General features: G+C 70.6%; 26 protein-coding genes. 24 read left to right on the forward strand and 2 right to left on the reverse strand.

The genetic code is table 11. The features are described 5' to 3' along the window. Positions 1–61 precede the first annotated feature (61 nt). The 10 genes from ACFWY9_RS32690 to ACFWY9_RS32735 all read left to right on the forward strand — a co-directional run bounded on the left by ACFWY9_RS32690 (position 62) and on the right by ACFWY9_RS32735 (position 7094). Entirely contained in the window at positions 62–391 is a 330-nt protein-coding gene (locus tag ACFWY9_RS32690) for a CD225/dispanin family protein (protein ID WP_378326734.1), read from the forward strand. 25 nt (positions 392–416) lie between these two features. Then, a complete protein-coding gene (locus ACFWY9_RS32695) occupies positions 417–767 on the forward strand; it encodes a CD225/dispanin family protein (RefSeq protein ID WP_378326735.1) in 351 nt (116 codons plus the stop codon). After that, positions 764–1216: a DUF2752 domain-containing protein gene (locus tag ACFWY9_RS32700; protein ID WP_378340668.1), complete on the forward strand. Its 453-nt coding sequence runs from the start codon at positions 764–766 to the stop codon at positions 1214–1216. The genes ACFWY9_RS32695 and ACFWY9_RS32700 overlap by 4 nt, the downstream gene beginning before the upstream one ends. Positions 1217–1418: 202 nt before the next feature. After that, positions 1419–2567: an RDD family protein gene (locus ACFWY9_RS32705; protein ID WP_378340669.1), complete on the forward strand. Its 1149-nt coding sequence runs from the start codon at positions 1419–1421 to the stop codon at positions 2565–2567. Positions 2568–2640: 73 nt separating this feature from the next. Then, positions 2641–3114 (forward strand): CD225/dispanin family protein, encoded by a 474-nt coding sequence (locus ACFWY9_RS32710; protein ID WP_378326738.1) that lies wholly within the window; start codon positions 2641–2643, stop codon positions 3112–3114. Between the two features lie 49 nt (positions 3115–3163). After that, complete coding sequence (gene recO / locus ACFWY9_RS32715; RefSeq protein WP_378326739.1) at positions 3164–3925, forward strand: DNA repair protein RecO; 762 nt, start codon at positions 3164–3166, stop codon at positions 3923–3925. A 41-nt stretch (positions 3926–3966) separates the two neighbouring features. Beyond that, positions 3967–4800: an isoprenyl transferase gene (locus ACFWY9_RS32720; RefSeq protein ID WP_378326740.1), complete on the forward strand. Its 834-nt coding sequence runs from the start codon at positions 3967–3969 to the stop codon at positions 4798–4800. After that, positions 4797–5213, forward strand: a complete 417-nt coding sequence (locus tag ACFWY9_RS32725) for a hypothetical protein (RefSeq protein ID WP_378340670.1) — start codon at positions 4797–4799, stop codon at positions 5211–5213. Before ACFWY9_RS32720 ends, ACFWY9_RS32725 begins: the two co-directional genes overlap by 4 nt. A 109-nt stretch (positions 5214–5322) precedes the next feature. Further along, positions 5323–6342 carry a permease gene (locus tag ACFWY9_RS32730; RefSeq protein WP_378340689.1) on the forward strand — a complete coding sequence of 340 codons (1020 nt, stop codon included), beginning with the start codon at positions 5323–5325 and terminating at the stop codon, positions 6340–6342. Next, positions 6339–7094: a TIGR03943 family putative permease subunit gene (locus ACFWY9_RS32735; RefSeq protein WP_378326742.1), complete on the forward strand. Its 756-nt coding sequence runs from the start codon at positions 6339–6341 to the stop codon at positions 7092–7094. The genes ACFWY9_RS32730 and ACFWY9_RS32735 overlap by 4 nt, the downstream gene beginning before the upstream one ends. A 5-nt stretch (positions 7095–7099) precedes the next feature. On the opposite strand, the gene ACFWY9_RS32740 is transcribed toward ACFWY9_RS32735, so the two are convergent. Both ACFWY9_RS32740 and ACFWY9_RS32745 read right to left on the reverse strand, forming a co-directional pair. Then, complete coding sequence (locus ACFWY9_RS32740) at positions 7100–7513, reverse strand: Fur family transcriptional regulator (RefSeq protein WP_378326743.1); 414 nt, start codon at positions 7511–7513, stop codon at positions 7100–7102. Positions 7514–7518: 5 nt separating this feature from the next. After that, positions 7519–7902, reverse strand: a complete 384-nt coding sequence (locus ACFWY9_RS32745) for an ArsR/SmtB family transcription factor (RefSeq protein ID WP_378326744.1) — start codon at positions 7900–7902, stop codon at positions 7519–7521. A gap of 282 nt (positions 7903–8184) precedes the next feature. Here ACFWY9_RS32745 and ACFWY9_RS32750 point away from each other — a divergent pair, with 282 nt between their 5' ends. The 14 genes from ACFWY9_RS32750 to ACFWY9_RS32815 all read left to right on the forward strand — a co-directional run bounded on the left by ACFWY9_RS32750 (position 8185) and on the right by ACFWY9_RS32815 (position 21995). Continuing rightward, positions 8185–9282 (forward strand): hypothetical protein, encoded by a 1098-nt coding sequence (locus ACFWY9_RS32750; protein ID WP_378340671.1) that lies wholly within the window; start codon positions 8185–8187, stop codon positions 9280–9282. 5 nt (positions 9283–9287) lie between these two features. Beyond that, complete coding sequence (locus ACFWY9_RS32755) at positions 9288–9926, forward strand: class F sortase (protein ID WP_378326746.1); 639 nt, start codon at positions 9288–9290, stop codon at positions 9924–9926. Between the two features lie 84 nt (positions 9927–10010). After that, positions 10011–10673, forward strand: coding sequence for a class F sortase (locus ACFWY9_RS32760; protein ID WP_378340672.1), 663 nt, complete (start codon positions 10011–10013; stop codon positions 10671–10673). 92 nt (positions 10674–10765) lie between these two features. Further along, complete coding sequence (locus ACFWY9_RS32765) at positions 10766–12154, forward strand: glycine--tRNA ligase (RefSeq protein ID WP_378326777.1); 1389 nt, start codon at positions 10766–10768, stop codon at positions 12152–12154. Positions 12155–12258: 104 nt separating this feature from the next. Continuing rightward, positions 12259–13350, forward strand: coding sequence for an ABC transporter ATP-binding protein (locus ACFWY9_RS32770; RefSeq protein WP_378340673.1), 1092 nt, complete (start codon positions 12259–12261; stop codon positions 13348–13350). Then, complete coding sequence (locus ACFWY9_RS32775; RefSeq protein WP_378326749.1) at positions 13347–14084, forward strand: ABC transporter permease; 738 nt, start codon at positions 13347–13349, stop codon at positions 14082–14084. The genes ACFWY9_RS32770 and ACFWY9_RS32775 overlap by 4 nt, the downstream gene beginning before the upstream one ends. Positions 14085–14109: 25 nt before the next feature. Continuing rightward, complete coding sequence (locus ACFWY9_RS32780) at positions 14110–15321, forward strand: sensor histidine kinase (protein ID WP_378340674.1); 1212 nt, start codon at positions 14110–14112, stop codon at positions 15319–15321. Continuing rightward, the gene (locus tag ACFWY9_RS32785) at positions 15318–15923 is read left to right on the forward strand and encodes a response regulator (protein WP_378326751.1); all 606 of its coding nucleotides are present in this window, start codon (positions 15318–15320) and stop codon (positions 15921–15923) included. The genes ACFWY9_RS32780 and ACFWY9_RS32785 overlap by 4 nt, the downstream gene beginning before the upstream one ends. A 56-nt stretch (positions 15924–15979) precedes the next feature. Beyond that, the gene (locus ACFWY9_RS32790) at positions 15980–16633 is read left to right on the forward strand and encodes a YdcF family protein (protein WP_378340675.1); all 654 of its coding nucleotides are present in this window, start codon (positions 15980–15982) and stop codon (positions 16631–16633) included. 41 nt (positions 16634–16674) lie between these two features. Continuing rightward, positions 16675–17949, forward strand: a complete 1275-nt coding sequence (locus ACFWY9_RS32795) for a deoxyguanosinetriphosphate triphosphohydrolase (RefSeq protein WP_378340676.1) — start codon at positions 16675–16677, stop codon at positions 17947–17949. A 121-nt stretch (positions 17950–18070) separates the two neighbouring features. Next, positions 18071–19222, forward strand: a complete 1152-nt coding sequence (locus tag ACFWY9_RS32800) for a serpin family protein (protein ID WP_378340677.1) — start codon at positions 18071–18073, stop codon at positions 19220–19222. A 101-nt stretch (positions 19223–19323) separates the two neighbouring features. Beyond that, the gene (locus ACFWY9_RS32805) at positions 19324–21045 is read left to right on the forward strand and encodes a glycosyl transferase (RefSeq protein ID WP_378340690.1); all 1722 of its coding nucleotides are present in this window, start codon (positions 19324–19326) and stop codon (positions 21043–21045) included. Positions 21046–21072: 27 nt separating this feature from the next. Further along, positions 21073–21903, forward strand: coding sequence for a helix-turn-helix domain-containing protein (locus ACFWY9_RS32810; protein ID WP_378340678.1), 831 nt, complete (start codon positions 21073–21075; stop codon positions 21901–21903). Next, entirely contained in the window at positions 21900–21995 is a 96-nt protein-coding gene (locus tag ACFWY9_RS32815; protein ID WP_378326756.1) for a DUF397 domain-containing protein, read from the forward strand. Before ACFWY9_RS32810 ends, ACFWY9_RS32815 begins: the two co-directional genes overlap by 4 nt. Position 21996 lies beyond the last annotated feature (1 nt).

A 21996-nucleotide genomic window follows, 5' to 3' on the forward strand; every position in this document is an offset into this window, starting at 1 on the left:
GCGCTGATCGGGCAGCGTGACAGGCCGGTACCTCACGTACACCGAAAGGGACACCGAGAAAATGACCGAGAACCAGGGCCTGCCCAACTACTCCGGCGGCCAGGGGGGCGGCTACCAGCCCGGACCGCCGCCCAGCAACAACCTGGTGTGGGCCATCCTCACCACGATCTTCTGCTGCTTGCCGTTCGGTATCGTCTCCATCGTCCAGGCGACGAAGGTCAACAGCCTGTGGGCCCAGGGGCAGACCGCCGCCGCGCAGGAAGCGGCGAACGCCGCGAAGAAGTGGGCCATCATCGCCGCCGTGGTCGGCGTGGTGCTGTCGGTGATCTCCCTGATCCTGTCGCTCGCCGGGGTGTTCACCCTCGGGGGCACCGTCAGCACGCGATACTGACGTACGAACCAGCAGGGGGGTCTCGATGACCAACCAGTACCCACCGCCGTACCCGCCGGGCGGGCAGCAGCCGTACTACGGCTACCCGGGGCCGCCGAACTACGGGCCGCCACCGGACAACAACCTCGTGTGGGCCATCCTGGCCACCGTGTTGTGCTGCCTGCCGCTGGGGATCGTCGCGATCGTGAAGTCGAGCCAGGTGAATTCGCTGTGGTTCCAAGGACTTCACGCCGAGGCGCACAAGGCCGCGGACGAGGCGAAGAAATGGGCGATGTGGTCGGCCATCAGCGTCGGGATCCTCCTGCTGCTCTACGTCATCTTCGTCGTGGTGATGCTCGTGGTCGTCGGCACCTCGGTGAAGGGGTTCACGCCGTGACCACGACCGTCTACACGGGATTCCCGGCGCGGGGCTGGCGGGCGAGGACGCGCGCGCTGGCCCCGCCGCTGGCCATCGCCGCGGGCGCCGCTGTGGGCTGTGTCGCGGTGTGGCTCGGTGACCCGACCACCCCTGGCGGCCCGTTGCCGGTGTGCCCGACCAAGGCGCTGCTGGGCATCGACTGCCCCGGCTGTGGTGGTCTGCGGATGGCCTACAGCCTGCTGCACGGCGACATCCCGGCCGCGCTGCACTACAACGCGGTGTCCTTTGTGGTCGTTCTGCTCTTCGTGTGGAGTACCGCCGGCTGGGCGGTCGGACGGCTGCGTGGCAGACCGGTGAACAGCTGGCTCCACTGGCGGTGGACCCCGCTGACCTTCGCCGTGGTGTTCGTCGTGTGGTTCGTCGTCCGCAACCTGCCGTTCGCCCCGTTCACCGGCCTGTACGTCTGATTCGGCCGCGGCCGGAACCGGTGGCGGCGCGGCTGCGTCGGACCGGTTCGACAGTTCGTGCGGCATGGACGCCTGCGGTGTGGAACCCTTGCCCCACCGAGTACGCTCCGCGAACCGGCCGGACCGTCCACACTGCCGTACATTTGGGCCGATTCCCGCACGAGGCCCGTGCGGGGGAGCGACCAGCGAGGGGGAACACCCGATGACCGATCCCTACGGCCAGCAGCCCTCCGGCCAGCCGGGGCAGCAGCCGTTCGGACCGCCCGCGCCGTTCGGCCAGCCGACGCCGTACGGGCAGCCGCAGCCCGGTCAGCAGGCCCCGTTCGGACAGCCGGGGCCATCCGCGCCCTACGGTCAGCCCGCGCCCTTCGGCGCGCCTTCGCCGTTCGGCGGACCGCCGCGGAACCTCGCGAACTGGGGCCAGCGCGTCGGCGCGTTCCTCATCGACCTCGGGCCGATCATCGGCATTCAGCTCATCGGGTACCTGGTGATGATCGGGTCCATCACGGCGGGCAGCATTCTCCTCGGCATCGGCGGCCTCGCCGGGCTCGGCTGGACCATCTACAACCGCTGGATCCAGGGCGGCAATACCGGCCAGTCGCTCGGCAAGCGCGTGCTGAAGATCAAGCTGGTCAAGGAAGACACCGCCCAGCCGCTCGGCGTCGGCGGCGCGTTCCTGCGCGACGTCTGCCATTTCCTCGACAGCGCCGTCTGCTATCTCGGGTTCCTCTGGCCGCTGTGGGACGACAAGGCGCAGACCTTCGCCGACAAGATCGTCGGGTCCATTGTGGTCACTGACGACAGCGCTCCCGGCGCGGGTTCTTCGCCTTTCGCCGCCGCGCCCGCGCAGCCGTACGGCGGCGGATATCCGCCGCCGGGACAGCCCGTGCAGCCGATGGTGTCCGGCCAGCCTTCGGGTGGCTTCGGCCAGCCACAGCCGGGCCAGCCGCAGACCGGCGGCTTCGGCCAGCAGCCGCAGGGCGCGTTCGGCCAGCCGCCCGCGCCTGGGCAGCCGGGCGGTTTCGGCCAGCCGCCGCAGTCCGGTGGCTTCGCCCAGCCCGTCGCGCCGTCGGCGCCCGCGGCGGGCGGCCAGGACGAGCCCGAGCGGACCCAGATGTTGCGGCCGGACACCGGTCAGCAGGCGGGACCCGCCGATGCTCAGGCCGAGCGGACCCAGATGCTGCGGCCGGACACCGGTCAGCAGGCAGGGCCTGGCGATGCTCAGGCCGAGCGCACCCAGATGCTGCGTCCGGAAGCTGCCACCGGCTCCGGTCAGGCCGATGAGACGCAGAAAATCCAGCCCGGCGGCTTGCCGCCGAACCAACCCGGCCAGGACCAGCCACCGCGGTAGCGGGGGCCGGTACCCGGTCACCACCGGCGGGGAACGCTCGCCGGAAGATCACGAGTAATTGGGGAACACCGTCATGACCAATCCCTACGGCCAGCAGCCCGGCCAGCAGCCCTACGGCCAGCAGCCCGGGTACCCGCAGTCGGGCGGCACGCCCGCGCAGTCCGGCGGGATGCCCGCGCCGTACGGCCAGCCCGCGCCCTACGGACAGCCGTCGCCGGCGTACGGCCAGCCCGCGTTCGGCGGTGGCCCGGGGATGCCGCCCGGTGGTGGCGACATCAACGCCATCAAGGACTACAAGGGCTGGGCGATCGGCTGCATCTTCCTGTTCTGGATCCTCGCGATCTTCGCGATCATGAAGTCCAACGAGGTCAACACGTACAAGGCCCAGGGCAACTACATGATGGCGGAGCAGGCGTCGAAGACGACCAAGACGCTCTGCCTGATCGCCACCATCATCGGCGGCATCAGCTGCGCGCTGTCCATCGTGTGGATCATCGTCGCGATCGTGGCCGCCTCCAGCGTCCGCACCTACAGCTACTACCACTGATCCGGGGTCGCTCCACCCCGATGTCGTCCCCGGGTGGGACGATGTCGGGGTGGTGAACCTCTATCGCGACACCGGAGTGGTGCTGCGGACGCACAAGCTGGGTGAGGCCGACCGGATCGTCACCCTGCTGACCAGGCGGCACGGCAAGGTCCGGGCCGTCGCCAAGGGAGTGCGCCGCACGTCGTCGCGGTTCGGGGCGCGGCTGGAGCCCTTCGGCCACGTCGACGTCCAGTTCTACACCGGGCGCACGCTCGACGTGATCACCCAGGTCGAGACCGTGGACGCGTTCGCGCTGCCGCTGGTCGCCGACTACCAGCGCTACACCGCGGCGAGCGCGATCGCCGAGACCGCGGACCGGCTTTCCGCCGAAGAGGGCGAGCCGGTGCTCAAGCTGTACCTGCTCGTCGTGGGCGCGCTGCGCGCGCTGGCCGGTGGCGAGCGGGACTCCTCGCTGGTGCTCGACGCGTTCTTCCTGCGCGCGATGTCCTACGCAGGCTGGGCGCCGGCGATCACCGAATGCGCCCGCTGCGGCCTGCCCGGCCCGCATGCCGCGTTCAGCGTCTCCGCGGGCGGTTCGATGTGCCAGGACTGCCGTGTCCCCGGTTGCGTGCATCCCGCCCCCGAGGTGCTCGTGCTGCTCGACGCGCTCATGCACGGCGAGTGGACGGTCGCCCAGGATTCGGTGCCGGTGGTGCGGCGTGACGCGAGTGGCCTGGTCGCGGCGCATCTGCAGTGGCATCTGGAACGGCAGCTCCGCTCGCTGCCCCTGGTCGAGCGGCGTGCCAGGGAGGCCGCCGCGCCGGGCCAGTAGGGTCGTCGGCGAAGAACTACCGGGTTTTGGGAGGGTACGAGGTGCTGCGCAGGGGACGCGAGACCAAGGCGTCGCGGTACGAGCTGCGGGCGCCGGATCCGCATCCGTCCGGGGCGCGGCCGCCGGAGATCCCGCGCGAACTGGTCCCGAAACATGTCGCGCTGGTGATGGACGGCAACGGTCGCTGGGCCAACCAGCGCGGGCTGCCGCGGATCGAGGGACACAAGCGCGGCGAGGCCGTGATGATCGACGTCGCGAGCGGCGCGGTCGAACTCGGCATCAAGTGGCTCTCGGTGTACGCGTTCTCGACCGAGAACTGGAAGCGCAGTCCCGAAGAGGTGCGCTTCCTGATGGGCTTCAACCGCGACACGATCCGCCGTCAGGTCGACTACCTCGGCTCGATCGGCGTGCGGATCCGCTGGGCGGGGCGGCGTCCGAAGCTGTGGGCGAGCGTGATCAAGGAGCTGCAGGTCGCCGAGGAGAAGACCAAGCACAACACCGCGCTCAACATGACCATGTGCGTCAACTACGGCGGGCGGGCCGAGCTGGCCGACGCGATGCGCCGGATGGGCCAGGACGTCGCGGACGGCAAGCTGAACCCGGACAAGATCAGCGACCGCACCATCGGCAAGTACCTCTACCAGCCGGACATGCCGGACGTGGACCTGTTCCTGCGGCCGTCGGGCGAGCAGCGGACGTCCAACTTCCTGATCTGGCAGTCGGCCTACGCCGAGATGGTCTACCAGAACACGCTGTTCCCCGACTTCGACCGCACCCACCTGTGGCGGGCCTGCCTCGAGTTCGCGAAGCGCGACCGCCGGTTCGGCGGCGCCGTCGACCAGGCTTCGGGCGATGCCTCGGGAGGCGCGTCGTGAGCACCGCCGAGGCCGAGGAGACGGCCGATCTGCTGACGCGGGCGCGTGAGGGGCTGGAGCGCTACCTCGAGGTGCACGTCGACGACGACGGCGTGCTGACGTTCTCCCACAACGACGTGCCCTGCGTCGTCCAGGCGAGCATGCTCGCGGACGGGCTCGCGGTGCTGAGCATGACCTGCGTGATCGCGTGGGACCTGCCCGACGAGGAATCGATCGCGGCCGCGGTGGCGCGCCGCGCGGGCGAGGGGCTGTTCGGCACGCTCGGGGTGTCCCGCAGCGAGAAGGGTGTCGACGTCACGCTCCGGTACGCGTTCCCGGCGAGGGGGATGGAACCCGCGCCACTGGGGACGTTGATGATGCTCGTGGTGTCCACCGCGTCGCAGCTGCGGGTGGAGCTGCCCGGCCTCGGCTGAGACGTTTTCGCCGGGAAAACCGGCGCGAACGGAGTTTTCGGTGCCGAAACGGGCATCGAACTTCCGCTCGCTCGCGAGGGTGTCGGTGCGGCCTGGCATCATCGCGACCGTGGAAACCATTTCCAACAACCCCGCCGAGCCGGTGCGGGCTCGTCGCCGGTTCCGCGTCTCGTCGATCGAGGTGCTCTGCGCGATCCTGCTGATCGCGATACTGGCGCAGGGCTGGCTGCAGCGGGTGTTCGACGTGCCCGCGCTGCGCACCGGGTCCACCGTGTTCGTCGCGGTGTGCGTGCAGGCCCTGCCGTTCCTGGTGCTCGGCGTGCTCATCAGCGGCGCGATCGCGGCGTTCCTGCCCGCGCGCGTGCTGCGCCGGCTGCTACCGAGACGGACCGGGGTCGCGGTGGGCGTCGCCGGGCTCGCCGGGGTCGCGTTGCCGGGGTGTGAGTGCGCCTCGGTGCCGGTGGCCAGACGGCTGATGGGGCAGGGCGTGGCGCCCGCGGCGGCGTTGACGTTCCTGCTCGCCGCGCCCGCGGTGAACCCGGTGGTGCTCGTGGCGACCGCGGTGGCGTTCCCCGGCAGGCCCGAGATGGTGCTTGCGCGCTTCGCGGGTTCGCTGGTGACGGCGATGGCCATGGGCTGGCTGTGGGCACGCTGGGGGAAGCTGGAGTGGATCACCGAACGCGCGCTGAAACGGCTGCCCGAGGTCGAAAACGGTGCCCGGTGGCGGGTTTTCGCCGAGACGGCGCGCTCGGATCTCGTCGAGTCCGGGGGATTCCTGGTGCTCGGCGCGTTCATCTCCTCGGCGCTGAACGTCCTGGTGCCCGCGAAGTGGTTCGGCGTGCTGGGCGAGCAGATCGTGCTCGGGGTGCTGGTGATGGCCGTGCTCGCGGTGGTGCTCGCGCTGTGCAGTGAGGCGGACGCCTTCGTGGCCGCGTCGCTGTCCGCGGTGCCGTTGCTCGGGAAGCTGGTGTTCCTCGTGGTCGGGCCCGCCGTCGACGTCAAGCTGTTCGCCTTGCACGCGGGTACGTTCGGCCGGTCGTTCGCGCTGCGGTTCGCGCCGGTGACGTTCGTGGTGGCGCTGCTCTGCGGCGTGCTGGCCGGTGTGGTCTTCCTCGGAGGTGTTTCGTGAGGCGGGAAACCCAGAACGTCCTGCTGATCCTGCTCGGCGGGGCGCTGGTGAAGATCGCCTTGAACGGCGACTACCTGCGCTACGTCAAGCCCGCGCAGCAGCCGTGGATCATCGCCGGTGGCGCGGTGATGGTGGTGCTCGGCGCGATCGCGATCGTGCGCGATCTGCTGGCGGCACGGGCTCGGGCCTCGGCGCCGCCGGTGTCAGCGGAGGACGCGCACGACCACGGGGCAGGGGAGGGGCATCACCACGCGGCCCGGTCGGCCTGGCTGCTGGTGCTGCCGGTGCTGGCGGTGTTCCTGGTCGCACCGCCCGCGCTGGGCTCCGATTCGGTGACCAGGACCGAGGCCAGGGCCCCGCAGAGCAGCGCCGCGGCCGACGCTGCGGCCTTCCCGCCGCTGCCCGCGGACTCCGTGGTTTCCTTGCCCCTCAACCAGTTCGTCAGCCGGGCGGGCTGGGACCACAACGGGACGCTGAACGGCCGCACGGTCTCGCTGTCCGGGTTCGTCGTGCACACCGGCGGCAGCACACTGCTGGCCCGGCTGGTGATCACCTGCTGCGCCGCGGACGCCTTCCCGGCGACCGTCCGGCTGCTGGGTGGCGGCGCCGACCACCTCGCGAGCGACACCTGGATCCAGGTGACCGGCCAGGTCGTCCCCGGCACCGCGACGAAGGCCAACGGCTACACCCCGGACCTCACCGCCACCACGGTGACACCCATCCCGGCCCCGAAGGATCCCTATGAGTACTGAGCGCCTCAGTGGTCGGTGCAGACGCCGACGATCTCGACGGTGTGGCTGATGTCGGAGAAGCCGTTTTCGGCGGCGACCTTCTCGGCCCAGCGCTCCACCGCGGGCCCCTCGACCTCGACGGTCCGCCCGCACAGGCGGCACACGAGGTGATGGTGGTGATGTGCCGAGCAACGCCGGTAGATGGCCTCGCCGGACTCGGTGCGCAGGACGTCGATCTCCCCGGCCTCGGACAGCGACTGCAGGGTCCGGTAGACCGTGGTCAGCCCGATGCCGTCCCCGCGTTTGCGCAGCTCGTCGTGGAGTTCCTGCGCGGAACGGAAACCGTCGATGGTGTTGAGCAGCTCGACGACGGCGGTCCGCTGCCGGGTGGACCGGCGGCCGGGAACCGGCGTCGTACTGCGGGAGGCGGCCTGGCTCATCGTCACTACTTCCCTTCCTGCACGTGTGCCACCGCGTCGACGACGATGTGCGAGAGATGGTCGTCGGCCAGCCGGTAGACGACCTCGCGGCCCCGGCGTTCACCGCGGACCACACCCGCCGTCTTCAGCACGCGCAGGTGCTGGCTGATCAGCGGCTGGGCGACGTCGAGCGCGTCGACCAGCTCGTGTACGCAGCGGTCGGCCTCGCGCAGTTGCAGCACGATCGCGATCCGGACCGGGGCGGCGAGCGCCCGCAGCAGGTCACCGGCGTCGGCGAGGATGGCGGCCGAAGCCGTCGCCGCGGGGGCGGCGCCCGGCTGGCCGGGGGTGTGCGTGCCGTCGTCGTCCGCCCAGGCGGGCACGGCCGCACCCGGGGTCACCGTCGCCATGTCGAGCCTCCGCCCCTTACACCATGCCCGGCCGGTCCGGACCATGATTTCCGTAGTCATTGCCGATAACGGCACCTCCTATCCTAGTGTTCCCTCCGGTGACGGCCGCCTGGTCTTCGACGCGCGGAAGGTGCTAGTCCATTCAGGTGACATCGGGGTAAATCGGTGGTTCCACTTCGCAACCTGTGGCGGACGGTGCAAGGTTGTCGCAGGAACTTCCGCCGGGCCGCCGAACCGGCGGTCGCGTTCGTGTCCGTCCGGAGCGGAGGCAGTTGGGGCATCATGAGGCGTTTCGTGACGAAGTCGGCCGCGTCGGCACTGGTCGTGCTGCTGGCGGTCCCGGGGGTGGCCTCGGCGCAGGCTCCGCAGTCCGTGGACGAGAAGACGGGCCCGGTGTCGTTCGCCAACATCGCGTCGGTGCGCATCGGTGCCGGCGGCGGCCAGCACGGCGGCGCGCTGATCACCGAGACCCAGCGGTCGCCGCTGAGCCCCGGCCAGTCCAAGCTGTCCGCCGAGCGCGTCGCGGTGCCGAACAACGACGGTGAGAAGGCCACGCTGGGCGGGCACTACGAGATCGACCTCGGCAAGTTCTCCGGCGCGTCGGCCAGTGCCTATCCGTCCGCGATCGCCAGCCGCGACCACGACGTCGTCGCCGCGCTGCAGCAGAGCACCGTGCCGACCGCGGCCGCCGAGACCAACTACGCCTTCCGCGACACCTGGCAGGGCGGCGCGAAGCCGCTGGACAACACCGTTCTGGTGTTCGAGGGCGCGCGCAGCGCGGTCGACTGCACGGCGACGAACCGGACCACGGCCACGACCTCCGTCGCGAAGCTCTGGGTCCGCGGCACCGACGGGACGCTCGCCCCGGTCGCCGTCCCCGGCGGAGGGTCCGCGCTGGAGCTGAAGAACCTGAAGCTCGGCCCGCCCGGCGACGTCCAGCAGGCGAGCAAGGACAAGACCGTCTCGGACGTCACGATCTCCCGGGTGACCGCCTTCGACCAGCTGGTCCGCCAGGACGGCTGGCGCGACGGGGACGTCACCGCGGTCGCGGGCTGGCGCGTCGACATCACCACGCACGTCCGTGACGCGCAGGGCGTGAACCTCGAGGACGTCAAGACGAACGCCGTCCTCGGCGGCGTCAGCTGCTCGATCCCGAAGAGCTTCGTGGCCAGGGCGGCGGGCGGCACCGGCACCGGCGCGACCGGGCAGCAGCAGCCCACGGTGCCGACGCAGGTCCCCGCCGGGTACGTCGCCGCGTCCGCACCGGCGGACGGCTTCCGCGTCCCGCTCGGGCTCGGCCTCCTGGGCAGCGGTCTCGCCTTCGCCGCGCTCGCCGTCGTACTGGGCCGTCGCCGTCGTGCGAAGGCGGGACAGGAGTAACGCGCGTGCTGCGCACCGGTCTGGCCGTGCTGTCGGCGGTGGTGGCGGTGCTCGCGATCGCCGCGGGGGTGATCGTGCTGACCTGGGTGCCCGCGCCGACCGCGGCCGTCGAGCCGCCGCCGGGCGCGCTCCCCGGCGAGGACGGCGCGCCCGCGGTGCTCCCGGTGGACAACTCCGCGCCCGGTCAGCAGCGTCCCGGCACGGTCGCTTTGCCCGGCGGCGGCATCGCGCGGCTGGTCCGCACCGAGGTGACCCGCACCGGTGTCCTCCCGATCCCGCGCGGGCTCGGCGACGCCGCCTGGTGGGGCGCGCGCCTCGGTGCCGAGCACGGCGCGTCGCTGCTGTCGGGGCACGTCAACTGGGCGGCCGCGAAAGGCCCGTTCGACGAGCTGTGGCGGATGAAGACCGGCGACAACGTGAGCATCCTCGACGCGAAGGGCGGCCGGTGGCTGTACCGCGTCACCGGCGCGGTCACGGTCGCCAAGGGCGAGCTGCCCGCGCAGGCCCAGCGCCTCTTCGGCCAGGACGGGCCGCACCGGCTGGTGCTGGTGACCTGCGGCGGCGACTACGTCGGCGGCACCGAGGGCTACGACGAGAACCGGATCGTCACCGCGTCGCTGATCTCCCGCCCGGACGGCGGTTGACGCCGGGGAATTCGATGCAACCGCTCGCGTGGCACGCGGCATGTCCTGCCCTGCCGATACCGCCGAGCGAAGGAGCACGACCCGATGACGTTCCCGTCCAGTTCCGCCGGAGCAGCCACGCCGAAACGCACTTCCCGGCGCTGGATCTTCGTCGCCGCCGCGGCGCTCGTGGTGGCCGCGGTGGTCGCGGCCCTGCTCATGTTCACCGGAACGGGTGATCCTGTCGTCGCGAACGGGACGCCAGGGGCTCCGGCGTCCGCCCCGGGCGCGCCCGCCGGGCAGGAAAGCGCCGACCCCGGGAAGGCGCCCGGCAAGCTCACGCTCCCCGGCGGAGGGACCGCGAAGGCGGTGCGCCAGGACCTCACCGCGGACGGGACGCTGCCCATCCCGCAGGCCCTCGACGAGGCCGCGTGGTGGGGCGCGAACCTCGGCGCCGACCGCGGTGTCTCGGTGCTCTCCGGGCACGTGAACTGGAAGGGCGCCAAGGGCCCGTTCTTCGAGCTCTGGCAGGTCAAAGCCGGTCAGGACCTCGCGCTGACCGACACCTCGGGCGGCCGGTGGACCTACCGGATCGACACCGTCGAGACCGTCCACAAGACACAGCTCGCGGCTCGTTCGGAGCAGCTTTTCGGACCGGACGGTCCGCACAAGCTGGTGCTCGTCACCTGTGGCGGTGAGTACGTGGGCGGAAGCACGGGGTATGAGGACAACCGGGTCGTCACCGCGTCGCTCGTGTCGCGTCCGTGAGCCGGTCACCTCGCCGGAGGAGCCGCGGGGGCGGGCGGATACGCTAGTCCTTCGAGTCCGATAACCGTCCCCGCATGCTTCCGGAGCGTGGAGTGCCCGCCAACACCATTGAATCCGTCGTCAGCCTGTGCAAGCGTCGTGGCTTCGTCTTCCCCTGCGGAGAGATCTACGGCGGCACCAAGTCGGCGTGGGACTACGGACCGCTCGGCGTAGAGCTGAAGGACAACATCAAGCGTCAGTGGTGGAAGACCGTGGTGCAGGGCCGGGACGACGTCGTCGGCATCGACTCCTCGGTGATCCTGCCGCGCCCGGTGTGGGTCGCCTCCGGCCACGTGGGCGTGTTCACCGATCCGCTGGTCGAGTGCCTGTCCTGCCACAAGCGTTTCCGCGCCGACCAGCTCGCGGAGGAGTTCGCCGCGCGCACCGGCAAGGAGACCTCCGAGGACGACCTGTCCGAGGTCCCGTGCCCGAACTGCGGCACCCGCGGCCAGTACACCGAACCGCGTGACTTCAACATGATGCTCAAGACCTACCTCGGCCCGGTCGAGTCCGAGGAGGGCCTGCACTACCTCCGCCCGGAGACCGCGCAGGGCATCTTCGTCAACTTCCTCAACGTGCAGACGACGTCGCGGAAGAAGCCGCCGTTCGGCATCGGCCAGGTCGGCAAATCGTTCCGCAACGAGATCACGCCGGGCAACTTCATCTTCCGCACCCGCGAGTTCGAGCAGATGGAGATGGAGTTCTTCGTCGAGCCGGGCGAGGACGAGACCTGGCACCAGTACTGGATCGACGAGCGCACGAAGTGGTACACCGACCTCGGCATCAAGCCGGAGAACCTGCGCCACTACGAGCACCCGAAGGAAAAGCTCTCGCACTACGCGAAGCGCACCGTCGACATCGAGTACCGGTTCGACTTCAACGCGGGCCAGGAGTGGGGCGAGCTGGAAGGTATCGCCAACCGCACCGACTTCGACCTCACCACGCACTCGAACCACTCGGGTGTCGATCTGTCCTATTTCGACCAGACCACGAAGGAGCGCTACCGCCCGTTCGTGATCGAGCCCGCCGCGGGCGTCGGCCGGTCGATGATGGCGTTCCTCGTCGACGCCTACCACGAGGAAGAGGCGCCGACCGCCAAGGGCGGCGTCGAGAAGCGCGTGGTGCTCAAGCTGGACCCGCGGCTCGCACCGTTCAAGGCCGCGGTGCTGCCGTTGTCCCGCAACGCGGACCTGACGCCGCGGGCGAAGGAGGTCGGCGCGATGCTGCGCAAGCACTGGAACGTCGACTTCGACGACGCCGGGGCGATCGGCCGCCGCTACCGCCGCCACGACGAGGTCGGCACGCCGTTCTGCGTCACCGTCGACTTCGACACGCTCAACGACCAGGCCGTCACCGTGCGCGAGCGGGACAGCATGGCCCAGGAGCGCGTCGCGATCGACAAGCTCGAGTCCTACCTCGCCGCCCGCCTGATCGGCTGCTGACCGCGGTTTTCGCCATCCCCACGACCCCGCCATGACAGAAGTCATGGCGGGGTCGTGACGGGTGAGCTGTGAGCGGCGCCGCCGGTGGCGGCAGGCTCGGGGGCATGGAAACGCGAGGGATCGGCCACGGGGACGAGGCGGTCGCGGCGGGGGCCGCGGTTCACCTGACCGGGCTGCGGAAACACTACGGCGAGGTGCGCGCGGTCGACGGCGTCGACCTGACCATCGCCCCCGGCGAGGTGGTCGCGCTGCTCGGCCCGAACGGCGCCGGGAAGTCCACCACCGTCGACCTGCTGCTCGGATTGTCCACACCGGACTCCGGCGCCGTGTCCGTATTCGGCAGGACACCCGCGGACGCCGTCCGGAACGGGATGATCGGCGCGATGCTCCAAGGCGGCGCGCTGCTGGAGGATCTCACGGTCGGCGAGACCGTCGGGATGGTCGCGGCGTTGCACCGCAAGCCGATGCCCGTGCGCGAGGCCCTGCGCCGTGCCGGGATCGAGGACCTCGCGAACCGCCGCGCCACCAAGCTTTCCGGCGGCCAGAAGCAGCGCGTGCGCTTCGCGGTCGCGCTGGTGAGCGATCCGGACCTGCTGGTGCTCGACGAACCGACCGCCGCGATGGACGTCGGCACCCGCCGCGAGTTCTGGAAGTCCATGTACGCGTTCACCGAATCCGGGCGCACAGTCCTGTTCGCGACCCATTACCTCGAAGAGGCCGAGGAGTTCGCCGACCGTGTCGTGCTGATGCGGGCGGGGCGGATCGTCGCCGACGGCTCCGTCGCCGAGGTTCGTGCGCTGGCAGGGGGACGCACGATCCGGGCGGGGGTGCCGGGGGCGGCCGAGGCCGGGGGGGGGGGGGGGGGGGCCCCGCACCCCCCCCGCAACCGCCGGGGGGGGGGGGCGCGCGCCACCAGAGGGCCCCCCACCCCCACGAGGGGGCGGGGGGGCCCCCGCGGCGGGGGGGGGGGGGGGGGGGGGGGGCCCCGGGGGGGGCGGGGGGGCCCCCCCCCCCCCCCCGGCTACGAACTGCGCGGTGGCCGGGTCGCGATCTCCAGTTCCGACTCCGACACGACGTTGCGGGCGCTGATGGCCGCGGTCCCCGCCGTGCACGACATCGAAATCGGCGCCGTCGGGCTGGAAGGCGCTTTCCTCACGCTCACCGCGGACGAAACCGACCAGGAGCACACCCGATGAAACTGTCCTACTTCGCCATCGAGGTCCGGCGGGTCTTCCGCTCGCCCCGGTTCCTGCTGTTCGTCCTCTTCCTGCCGGTGGTGATGTTTCTGTTGCAGGCCAACGTCTTCACCAAGGACGCGCCCAACCACGCGGCGCTCGTCGCGGTGGTGATGGTCAACATGATGACCTACGGGACGTTCGCCGCGGCCACCACCAGCGGGACGCGGCTCGCCGTCGAACGGGCTTCCGGCTGGCAGCGGCAACTGCGGCTGACTCCGTTGTCCGGAGCGGGTTACCTCGGCGGGAAAGCGTTGTCCGGCATGCTGGTCGGGCTGCCCGCGCTGATCATCGTGCCGGTCATCGGTGTGCTGTTCCAGGGCGTGCACCTGGACGCCTCCGGCTGGCTGCGCATCGTCCTCGGCATCTGGCTCGGCACGATCCCGCTGGTGCTGCTCGGCCTGCTGATCGGCCAGTTCGGCACGCCGGACTCGATGCAGCCCGTCAACATGCTGCTGATGCTCGCGATGGGATTCCTCGGCGGGCTGTGGATCCCGATCGAGGGCATGCCCGGCTGGATGCACGACCTCGCCCAGATCACCCCGACGTACTGGATCGTCCAGCTCGTGCGGCCCGCCGTCACGAACACCATGCTGGTGGGCTTCCCGACCGCGCTCGGCGTGCTCGCCGCCTGGACCGTCGTGCTCGGGGCGCTCGTGATCAGGCGTTACCGTAAGGACAGCGCCCGGGTCTGACCGGGCTCAGGGGAAGGTAAGGCACGTGGGAGAGCGCTTGTCCGGCCATGACGGCCACTGGCTGTGGGGCCAGGACCGGGCCGCACTGTGGCAGGATTCGCCGCTGGGCAAGGACGAAGGGCCGGGCAAGGGCCGGTGGCCGGTCATCGGTCTCGTCTTCCTCCTCCCCTTCCTGGCACCTGTCTTCTCCCGCGTGCTCGACGATCCGGGGCCCGCGTGGTCCAAGGTCGTCATCCTGGTGCTCGCCGGCGCGTACGGCCTGAGTTATCTGCTGTTCCCGCTGGTGTTCCACCGGCCCTTGCGGGACAAGCTGATCTTCTCGGCGGGGATGCTCGTGCTCGGTCTTGTCGTCATGGCGCTGGTGGGCTTCAACGCGTGGCTGCTGATCTACGCGACGGCGACGCTGGCCTTCATCCTGCCGCCCGCGTGGGCGCTGGTCCTCGACGGCTCGACGCTGGTGCTGGCGTTGCTGGAGGTGGTGGTCGCCGGGCGGTTCGGCGAGCACAAGGGCGATCTGATCTCGATCGCCTCGATCACCGCGGGCATGTTCTTCATGGCGAACATGGTCCGCGCGATCCAGCGGCTGCAGCGGGCCAACCACGAGATCGCGACGCTGGCCGTGGTCAACGAGCGTGAGCGGGTGGCCCGCGACCTGCACGACCTGCTCGGGCACAGCCTCACCACGATCACCGTCAAGGCGGGGCTGGCCCGGCGGGTACTGGAGAGTTCCGGCGACATCCCGCGCGCCGTCGAGGAGATCCGCGAGGTCGAAGGCCTGACCCGCAGCGCGCTTTCGGACGTGCGCGCCACCGTTTCGGAGTACCGCGAGGTTTCGCTGTCGGCCGAACTGGTCGGCGCCCGCGCTGCGCTGCGGGCGGCCGAGATCGACGCGGATCTGCCGCACGCGGTCGACAACGTCCTTCCGGAGTACCAGAACACCTTCGGCTACGTGCTGCGGGAGGCGGTGACCAACGTGCTCCGGCATTCCGGCGCGAAGAAGGTCAAGGTGCGGCTCGGCCGGAACTGGCTCGAGGTCGAGGACAACGGGAACGCCACCGAGGTCGTGGCGGGCAACGGACTGCGCGGGCTGGCCGAACGGCTCGACGCGGTCGGGGGGACGCTGCGCACGTCGGTGAAGCCTGGGGGAGGATGGGTGGTCCGGGCGGAGATTTCGGCCGCCACCACGGAAACGGCCACCCCGGCCGTGCGTGCCGAACCCGCGGGAGGACTGGCTTGATCCGGGTGCTGCTGGCCGACGACCAGGCGATGGTGCGCGGCGCGCTCGCCACCGTGCTGGGGCTGGAATCCGACATCGAGGTCGTCGGCCAGGTGGGTTCCGGGGACGAGGTCGTGCCCGCCGCGAAGGAATCCACCCCCGACGTCGCGCTGCTGGACGTCCAGATGCCGGGCAAGGACGGCCTGGTCGCGGCGGCCGAGCTGCGTACGGCGCTGCCGTCCTGCCGGGTGATCATCTGCACCACCTTCGGCAGGCCCGGGTACCTGGCGCGGGCGATGGCCGCGGGCGCCGCGGGCTTCGTCGTCAAGGACGCCCCGCCGGAGCAGCTCGTCGACGCCGTCCGCAGAGTCCACAGTGGACTCCGGGTGGTGGATCCCGCGCTGGCCGCCGAATCGCTGGCGACCGGGGCGAGCCCGCTCACCGGCAGGGAGCACGACGTGCTGCGCGCGGCGAAGGACGGCAGCACGGTCGCCGACATCGCCCGCGTGCTGCACCTGTCCGAGGGCACGGTGCGCAATCATCTGTCCGCGGCCATCGGCAAGACCGGCGCGCGCACCCGCGCCGAAGCCGTCCGGCTCGCCGAGGAGAACGGCTGGCTTTGACGCACGCACGGTGCGTCGCCGATGCCGGTGAGTGATCTTCTGGAAGGATGCGCGGCGTGAGTACCGCCGTACGGACCAAACTCTCTCGGGCCAGTTGGGCGCGCCGGATCGTGTTCGGCACGCTGCTGGTGGCCCTGCTCGTCGGCGGCGGCACCGCGTACCGGGTCTGGCAGGTGGCCAGGGGCGACGATCGCACGCCCGCCGACGTCATCGTGGTGCTCGGCGCGGCGCAGTACAACGGGACGCCGTCGGACGTCTTCTCCGCGCGGCTGGTCAAGGCCAAGGAACTCTACGACGCGGGCGTCGCGAAGACGATCGTCACCGCGGGCGGCAAGCAGGAGCGGGACAACTACACCGAGGCCGAGGCCGGTGCGCGGTGGCTGACCCGGCACGGCGTGCCCGCATCGGCGACCCTGCCTGTCGGTGAGGGAAACGACACGCTGCGCAGCCTGCGCGCGGTGGCGACGCAGGTGCGGGCCCACGGCTGGCACAGCGCCGTGCTGGTGAGCGACCCGTGGCACTCCTATCGTGCTCGGATCATGGCCACCGACACCGGGCTGGACGCGTGGGCCGCGCCGACGCACAGCGGGCCGATCGTCCAGGCGCGGAACACGCAGGTCAGGTACATCGTCAGGGAGACCGGCGCGCTGTTGTTCTACCGGCTCACCAGGACCCCGGCCGACGCGTTGTTCGACACCATCCTGGACTGAGCGGGACGCGGATTGTCGGACCCGGCGCATAAGCTGGGCTCGTGGACGGTTACACCGAGCACGACCAGGCCAGGCTGCTGCCCGAACCCGCCAAGGGTTCGGCGCCTGCCGGTGCGCGCCCGGAACGCCGCAGCCCGTTCTCCCGGGACAGGGCCAGGGTGCTGCACTCGGCCGCGCTGCGCAGGCTCGCCGGGAAGACGCAGGTGGTCGGGCCGGGGGAGGGCGCCGAGGTCAGCGGCGTCCCGCGCACCCGGCTGACGCATTCGCTCGAGGTCGCCCAGATCGGCCGCGGGATCGCCGAGGAACTCGGCGCCGATCCGGATCTGGTGGACACCGCGGGCCTCGCACACGACATCGGGCATCCGCCGTTCGGGCACAACGGCGAACGCGCGCTTAACGAGGTCGCGCGGTCCTGTGGCGGGTTCGAGGGCAACGCGCAGACGTTGCGCATCCTGACCAGGCTGGAGCCGAAGGCGGTCGGGGCGGACGGGGTGACGGCGGGCCTCAACCTCACCCGGGCCTGTCTCGACGCGACGACGAAGTACCCGTGGCACCGGCGTCCCGGCCAGGCGAAGTACGGCGTGTACGCCGACGACGCGGCGGCGTTCGCGTGGATCCGCGAGGGCGCACCGGCGGCGCGGACCTGTCTGGAAGCACAGATCATGGACTGGGCCGACGACGTCGCGTACTCGGTGCACGACGTCGAGGACGGCGTCTTCGCCGGCCGGATTTCCTTGCGGTTGCTGGGAGATCCCGACGAACGCAGTGCGGTCGCGGAGGCCGCGGCCGGGCACTTCTCCAGCCAGTCGGTGTCCACTTTGGAGAGTGCGGCGAAGGAACTGCTCGATCTGCCGGTGGTCGCCGAGGTCGTGAGTGCCGGGCCGGAAAGCTCGCCGCGGGCGCAGGTCGCCCTGAAACGGCTCACCAGCGAGCTGGTCGGCCGGTTCGCGACGGCGGTCGTCACCGCGACCCACGAGGTCTACGGGGAAGGCCCGTTGACGCGGTACGCCGCCCGGCTCGTCGTGCCCGAGCAGGTGGCCGCGGAGGTGGCGCTGCTCAAGGCGCTCGCCCTGCGGTACGTGATGAGCGACCGGCGGCGGCTGGCCATGCAGGACGGTCAGCGCCAGCTGGTCGCGGACCTGGTCGGCGCGCTTTGCCGTCGCGGGCCCGAGGCGCTGGACCCGCTGTTCGTCCCGGCCTGGGAAGCCGCGTCCGGTGACGCGGAGCGGCTGCGGGTGGTGGTCGATCAGGTGGCCTCGCTCACCGACGCGCAAGCCCACTCCTGGCATTCGTGGTACGTCGCGCGCTACGGCTGAGCGGCCGTCCTGAGCACGGCGGTACGGCTTCCGGGCCGCGGACTTGTCACCGGCGGCCGGACTCCGTACTGCGGCTTTCGGCGTCTGCGGCCGAGGTGACCCGGTCGGGTAAGGTCGCGCTATGGCCGCCACAGACAGCCACCTCCGGTTCACCCTCGCCCTGCACCGGGTCGGCGCGGCAGGGGAAAACTGCGCCGATGAGTCCTCGGCGGGAAAAAGTGCCTCGAACTTGTGCTTCTCGCCGTACTCGGTGGCATCCGCGCTCGGACTCGTCACGCGTGCCGCCCGGGGCGCCACCGCCGGGGAACTGCTGAGCCTGCTCGCCGGGGAAGCCGCCGACACCGCCGCGCTGGACGCGCACGCCGAGTTGCTGCGCGCGGCCGCGAAACTGGCGCCCGAGACCCAGCGGGAAGAACCCGAACTCGCCGTCGCGAACACGCTCTGGGCGTGGGACGCGCTCCCGCTCGAGGACGGCTTCCGCGCCGAACTGTCCGCGTGGCCGAACGGTGCCGTCGCGAGCGCGCCGTTCGTCGGCGATCCCGAAGGTGCCCGCACCCGGATCAACGCCGACGTCGAGAACACCACGCACGGGCTGATCCCGTCGCTGCTGCCGCCCGGCTCGATCGACGAGGACACGGTGGCGGCGCTCGTCAACGCCCTCTACCTGAAAACCTCGTGGCTGCACCGGTTTCCGGACGGCGCGACCGGCCCGGCCGAGTTCCACGCGCCCGCCGGAACCCGGGAAGTGCCGACGATGCGGCTGGACGAGCGCCTCGGCTACGCGCACTCCGCGGGCTGGCAGATCGTCCAGCTTCCCGCCGCCGGTGGTGTGCAGGCCGTGGTGCTGCTGCCCGACGGAGAACTCGCCGAGGCCGAGGCGGCGCTCGACGAGCACGCGCTGGCCGGGCTGCTCGAAGCGCCGCGGTCGCAACAGGTCCAACTGGCGATGCCCAAGCTCGCCCTCGACGTCCGCACGCCGTTGAAGGCGGCGCTCGGTGAGCTCGGGGTGCGGACGATGTTCACCCAGCGCGCCGATCTGAGCGGGCTCTCGCCGGATCCGCGGCTCGAAGTGTCCGATGTGCTGCACCAGGCCGTGCTGCGGCTGGACGAACAGGGCCTCGAAGGCGCCGCGGCGACCGCGGTGACGATGCGCCTGATGTCGTTGATGCCCGGCGACCCGGTGGTCGTGTCCGTCGACCGGCCGTTCCTGCTGCTGGTCCGGCACGCCGAGACCGGCGCCGTCTACTTCTTCGCCAGGGTGGTCCAACCGTGAGTGTGCGGTCCGAAGCTGTTCCCGAACTCACCGACCCGGATCCCGCCCCTGCGGTGACCGATACGAGACCGCGGCGCTGGGCGTGGCAGGACAGCGCCATCATGGGCGGCTTCCTGCTCTTCACGATCCTGCTCTACAACGGACTCTGGTTCGACCTGAAGAGCGGCTACCTCTGGAACGGCGCGGCCGACCAGAGCCAGTGGGAGTGGTACGCGTCGGTGACCGCGAAAGCGGTGCTGCACCTGAAGAATCCGCTCTTCACGGACCTGCAGAATTACCCCGACGGCGTGAACATGATGGCCAACGCCTCGATGTTCGGCCTGACCATCCCGCTCGCCCCGGTCACGCTCGTCCTCGGGGCGACGGCGACCTGGGCGATCGTGCTCACGATCGGGCTCGCCGGGACGGCGTCGGCCTGGTACTGGGTGTTCTCCCGGCATCTGACCACGAACCGGGTCTCCGCCGCGATCGGCGGCGCGTTCTGCGGGTTCGCCCCGCCGATGATCTCGCACGCCTGCGCGCATCCGAACTTCGTGGTGCTGTTCGTACTGCCGTTCATCGCGCTGAAGGTCATCCAGATCGCGAAGGGACAGCGGCCGGTCCGCAACGGCGTGGTGCTGGGCCTGCTCACCGCGTACCAGATCTTCCTCGGCGAAGAACCGCTGATGATCTTCGCGCTGACGTTCCTGGTGTTCGTCCTCGCGTATCTGATCCCGCGCCGCCGGGAGTTCAAGCCGATGCTGAAGCCGCTCGGGAAGGGCGTCGGCATCGGGGTCGTGATCACCCTGGTGCTGACGGCTTTCCCGCTGTGGTGGCAGTTCTTCGGCCCGCAGAGCTTCCACGAGCTGCGGCACGGCGAGGCGGGCAACGACCTCGCGGCGTTCACCCGCTTCGCGACGCAGTCCGTTTCGGGTGTGCCGTCCGCGGCGGCGGACGTGTCGATGAACCGCACCGAGGAGAACGCGTTCTTCGGCTGGCCGCTCATCGTGCTGATGGTCGTGCTGACGATCTGGCTGTGGCGCGACGTCGTGGCCCGCGCGTTCGCGATCACGATGTTCGTCATGGCATGGCTGTCGATGGGCGTGCAGCTCATGATGGTCAAGGAGGAGACCGGCATCCCCGGGCCGTGGAAGTGGTTGTCCGGTCTGCCTTTCCTCGACTCGATCCTCGAATCACGGCTCGCGATGGGCTGCCTGCCCGCCGTCGGCGCTTTGCTCGCGATCGCCACTGACCGCGTGTTCGCCGCCGCGGCGAAGCAGCCCGATTCCGACGCCGTGAACGGTTCGCGGCGGCTGCCGCTGCGGCTGATGTGGATCGGCGCCGTGGTGGCCGTGCTGCTCCCGATCGCGCCGACCGAACTCGTGGTCAAACCGCGCCCGTCCTCGCCGTCGTTCTTCGCCGACGGCACCTGGCGCACCTACGTCGCCCCAGGCGGCTCGCTCGTCCCGGTGCCGCTGCCGAGCACCGGCGAAGCCGAGCCGCTGCACTGGCAGGTCGACGCCGGGCTCGGCTATCCCATGCCCGAGGGCTATTTCGTCGGCCCGCAGAGCAAGACCGACAAGCGTGGGCGCTACGGCGCCGACCCGCGCCCGACGTCGAAGATCTTCGAACAGGTCGAGCGCACCGGCCAGGCCTGGCCGGTCAGCGAGGCCGACCGGACGCGGGCGCTCGAAGACCTGCGAGCCTGGAACGCCGACGTCCTCGTGCTCGGCCCCCGCGACCACGCCGACGTCCTGCGGTCCACTGTGGACCTTCTGCTGCGCAAGCCGGCGGAGTTCGTCGGCGGCGTCTGGGTCTGGGACGTCCGCCCGCTGACGGCCTGACTCCTCCTTTCGAAGCGGCAGCGACGGGTGTCCGCGGAGTTACGCGCGCTGCGGATCGAGCGGGGCGTCACCTGTCTGGAGGTCGCCGATGCGCTCGGGTGCTCGGAAAGCAAGATCAGCCGCATGGAGACCGGGGTCCGTGGTCTCTACCCGGACGAGGTCTCGGCGATCCTCGGCTTCCTGCGCGTGCCTGCGGACAAACGCAAGGAGTTGCTCGACTTGCTGCGCCGAGGCGAGGAACGCAACGGGCACGAGGTCAGCGGTGCGATGTCACCGATGTGGGCGGAATTGATCCGCTTCGAGCAGGACGCTGTCGCTATCAGGAACTACGAGCCGCTGATGATCCCCGGGCTGGCGCAGACCTCTGACTACACGCGTGCGTTGATGTGGCGTCTCAACCCGGGACTTTCCGAAGCCGATGTCGAGAAGCGGGTGTCGCTGCGGCGTAGCCGCCAGCGGATACTCAACAGGCGTGGTGCTCCGGACGTGCAGTTGATTGTCGAGGAAACGACCTTGCGGCGCACCGTTGGTGATACGAGCATCATGCGTGCGCAGCTTGAGCATCTGCTGGCGTTGAACCGGCGATCCACTGTCACGGTGTGCGTGGTGCCCTTCTCCGTGGGGGCGCATCCCGGGCATGAAGGGCCGGTGATGTTGCTGGATTACCTTGCCGAGCCGACCTTCGCCTACGCCGAGACACGCGCGTTGAACAGCTTTCTCGAGGACGGCAGCCCGGTCGACCGGATCAAGTCCGCTTGGCGGCAGATCTGCTCTGTGGCACTGTCGGTCGAAGACTCCGCCCGGCTCATCGCCCGCGTCATCGGCGACTTGACGACAGCTGAGGAACGCGCATCATGAAGGACGGTGTCCGTGACACCAAGGACCGCGACGGTGGCACGCTGATTCTCCCGGCCACCGCCTGGTCTGCCTTCCTGCACGCCCAGCGCTGAT

Origin of the sequence: Amycolatopsis sp. NPDC059027 (genome assembly GCF_042739735.1) — a bacterium.
In the GTDB taxonomy this organism is placed as follows: Bacteria; Actinomycetota; Actinomycetes; order Mycobacteriales; family Pseudonocardiaceae; genus Amycolatopsis.

Coding starts and splice junctions, on each gene's coding strand:
- ACFWY9_RS32690 (WP_378326734.1), top strand. CDS start 62: ATGACCGAGAACCAGGGCCTGCCCAACTACTCCGGCGGCCAGGGGGGC.
- ACFWY9_RS32695 (WP_378326735.1), top strand. CDS start 417: ATGACCAACCAGTACCCACCGCCGTACCCGCCGGGCGGGCAGCAGCCG.
- ACFWY9_RS32705 (WP_378340669.1), top strand. CDS start 1,419: ATGACCGATCCCTACGGCCAGCAGCCCTCCGGCCAGCCGGGGCAGCAG.
- ACFWY9_RS32710 (WP_378326738.1), top strand. CDS start 2,641: ATGACCAATCCCTACGGCCAGCAGCCCGGCCAGCAGCCCTACGGCCAG.
- ACFWY9_RS32740 (WP_378326743.1), bottom strand. CDS start 7,513: ATGAGCCAGGCCGCCTCCCGCAGTACGACGCCGGTTCCCGGCCGCCGG.
- ACFWY9_RS32745 (WP_378326744.1), bottom strand. CDS start 7,902: ATGGCGACGGTGACCCCGGGTGCGGCCGTGCCCGCCTGGGCGGACGAC.
- ACFWY9_RS32750 (WP_378340671.1), top strand. CDS start 8,185: ATGAGGCGTTTCGTGACGAAGTCGGCCGCGTCGGCACTGGTCGTGCTG.
- ACFWY9_RS32760 (WP_378340672.1), top strand. CDS start 10,011: ATGACGTTCCCGTCCAGTTCCGCCGGAGCAGCCACGCCGAAACGCACT.
- ACFWY9_RS32770 (WP_378340673.1), top strand. CDS start 12,259: ATGGAAACGCGAGGGATCGGCCACGGGGACGAGGCGGTCGCGGCGGGG.
- ACFWY9_RS32775 (WP_378326749.1), top strand. CDS start 13,347: ATGAAACTGTCCTACTTCGCCATCGAGGTCCGGCGGGTCTTCCGCTCG.
- ACFWY9_RS32800 (WP_378340677.1), top strand. CDS start 18,071: ATGGCCGCCACAGACAGCCACCTCCGGTTCACCCTCGCCCTGCACCGG.
- ACFWY9_RS32805 (WP_378340690.1), top strand. CDS start 19,324: ATGGGCGGCTTCCTGCTCTTCACGATCCTGCTCTACAACGGACTCTGG.
- ACFWY9_RS32815 (WP_378326756.1), top strand. CDS start 21,900: ATGAAGGACGGTGTCCGTGACACCAAGGACCGCGACGGTGGCACGCTG.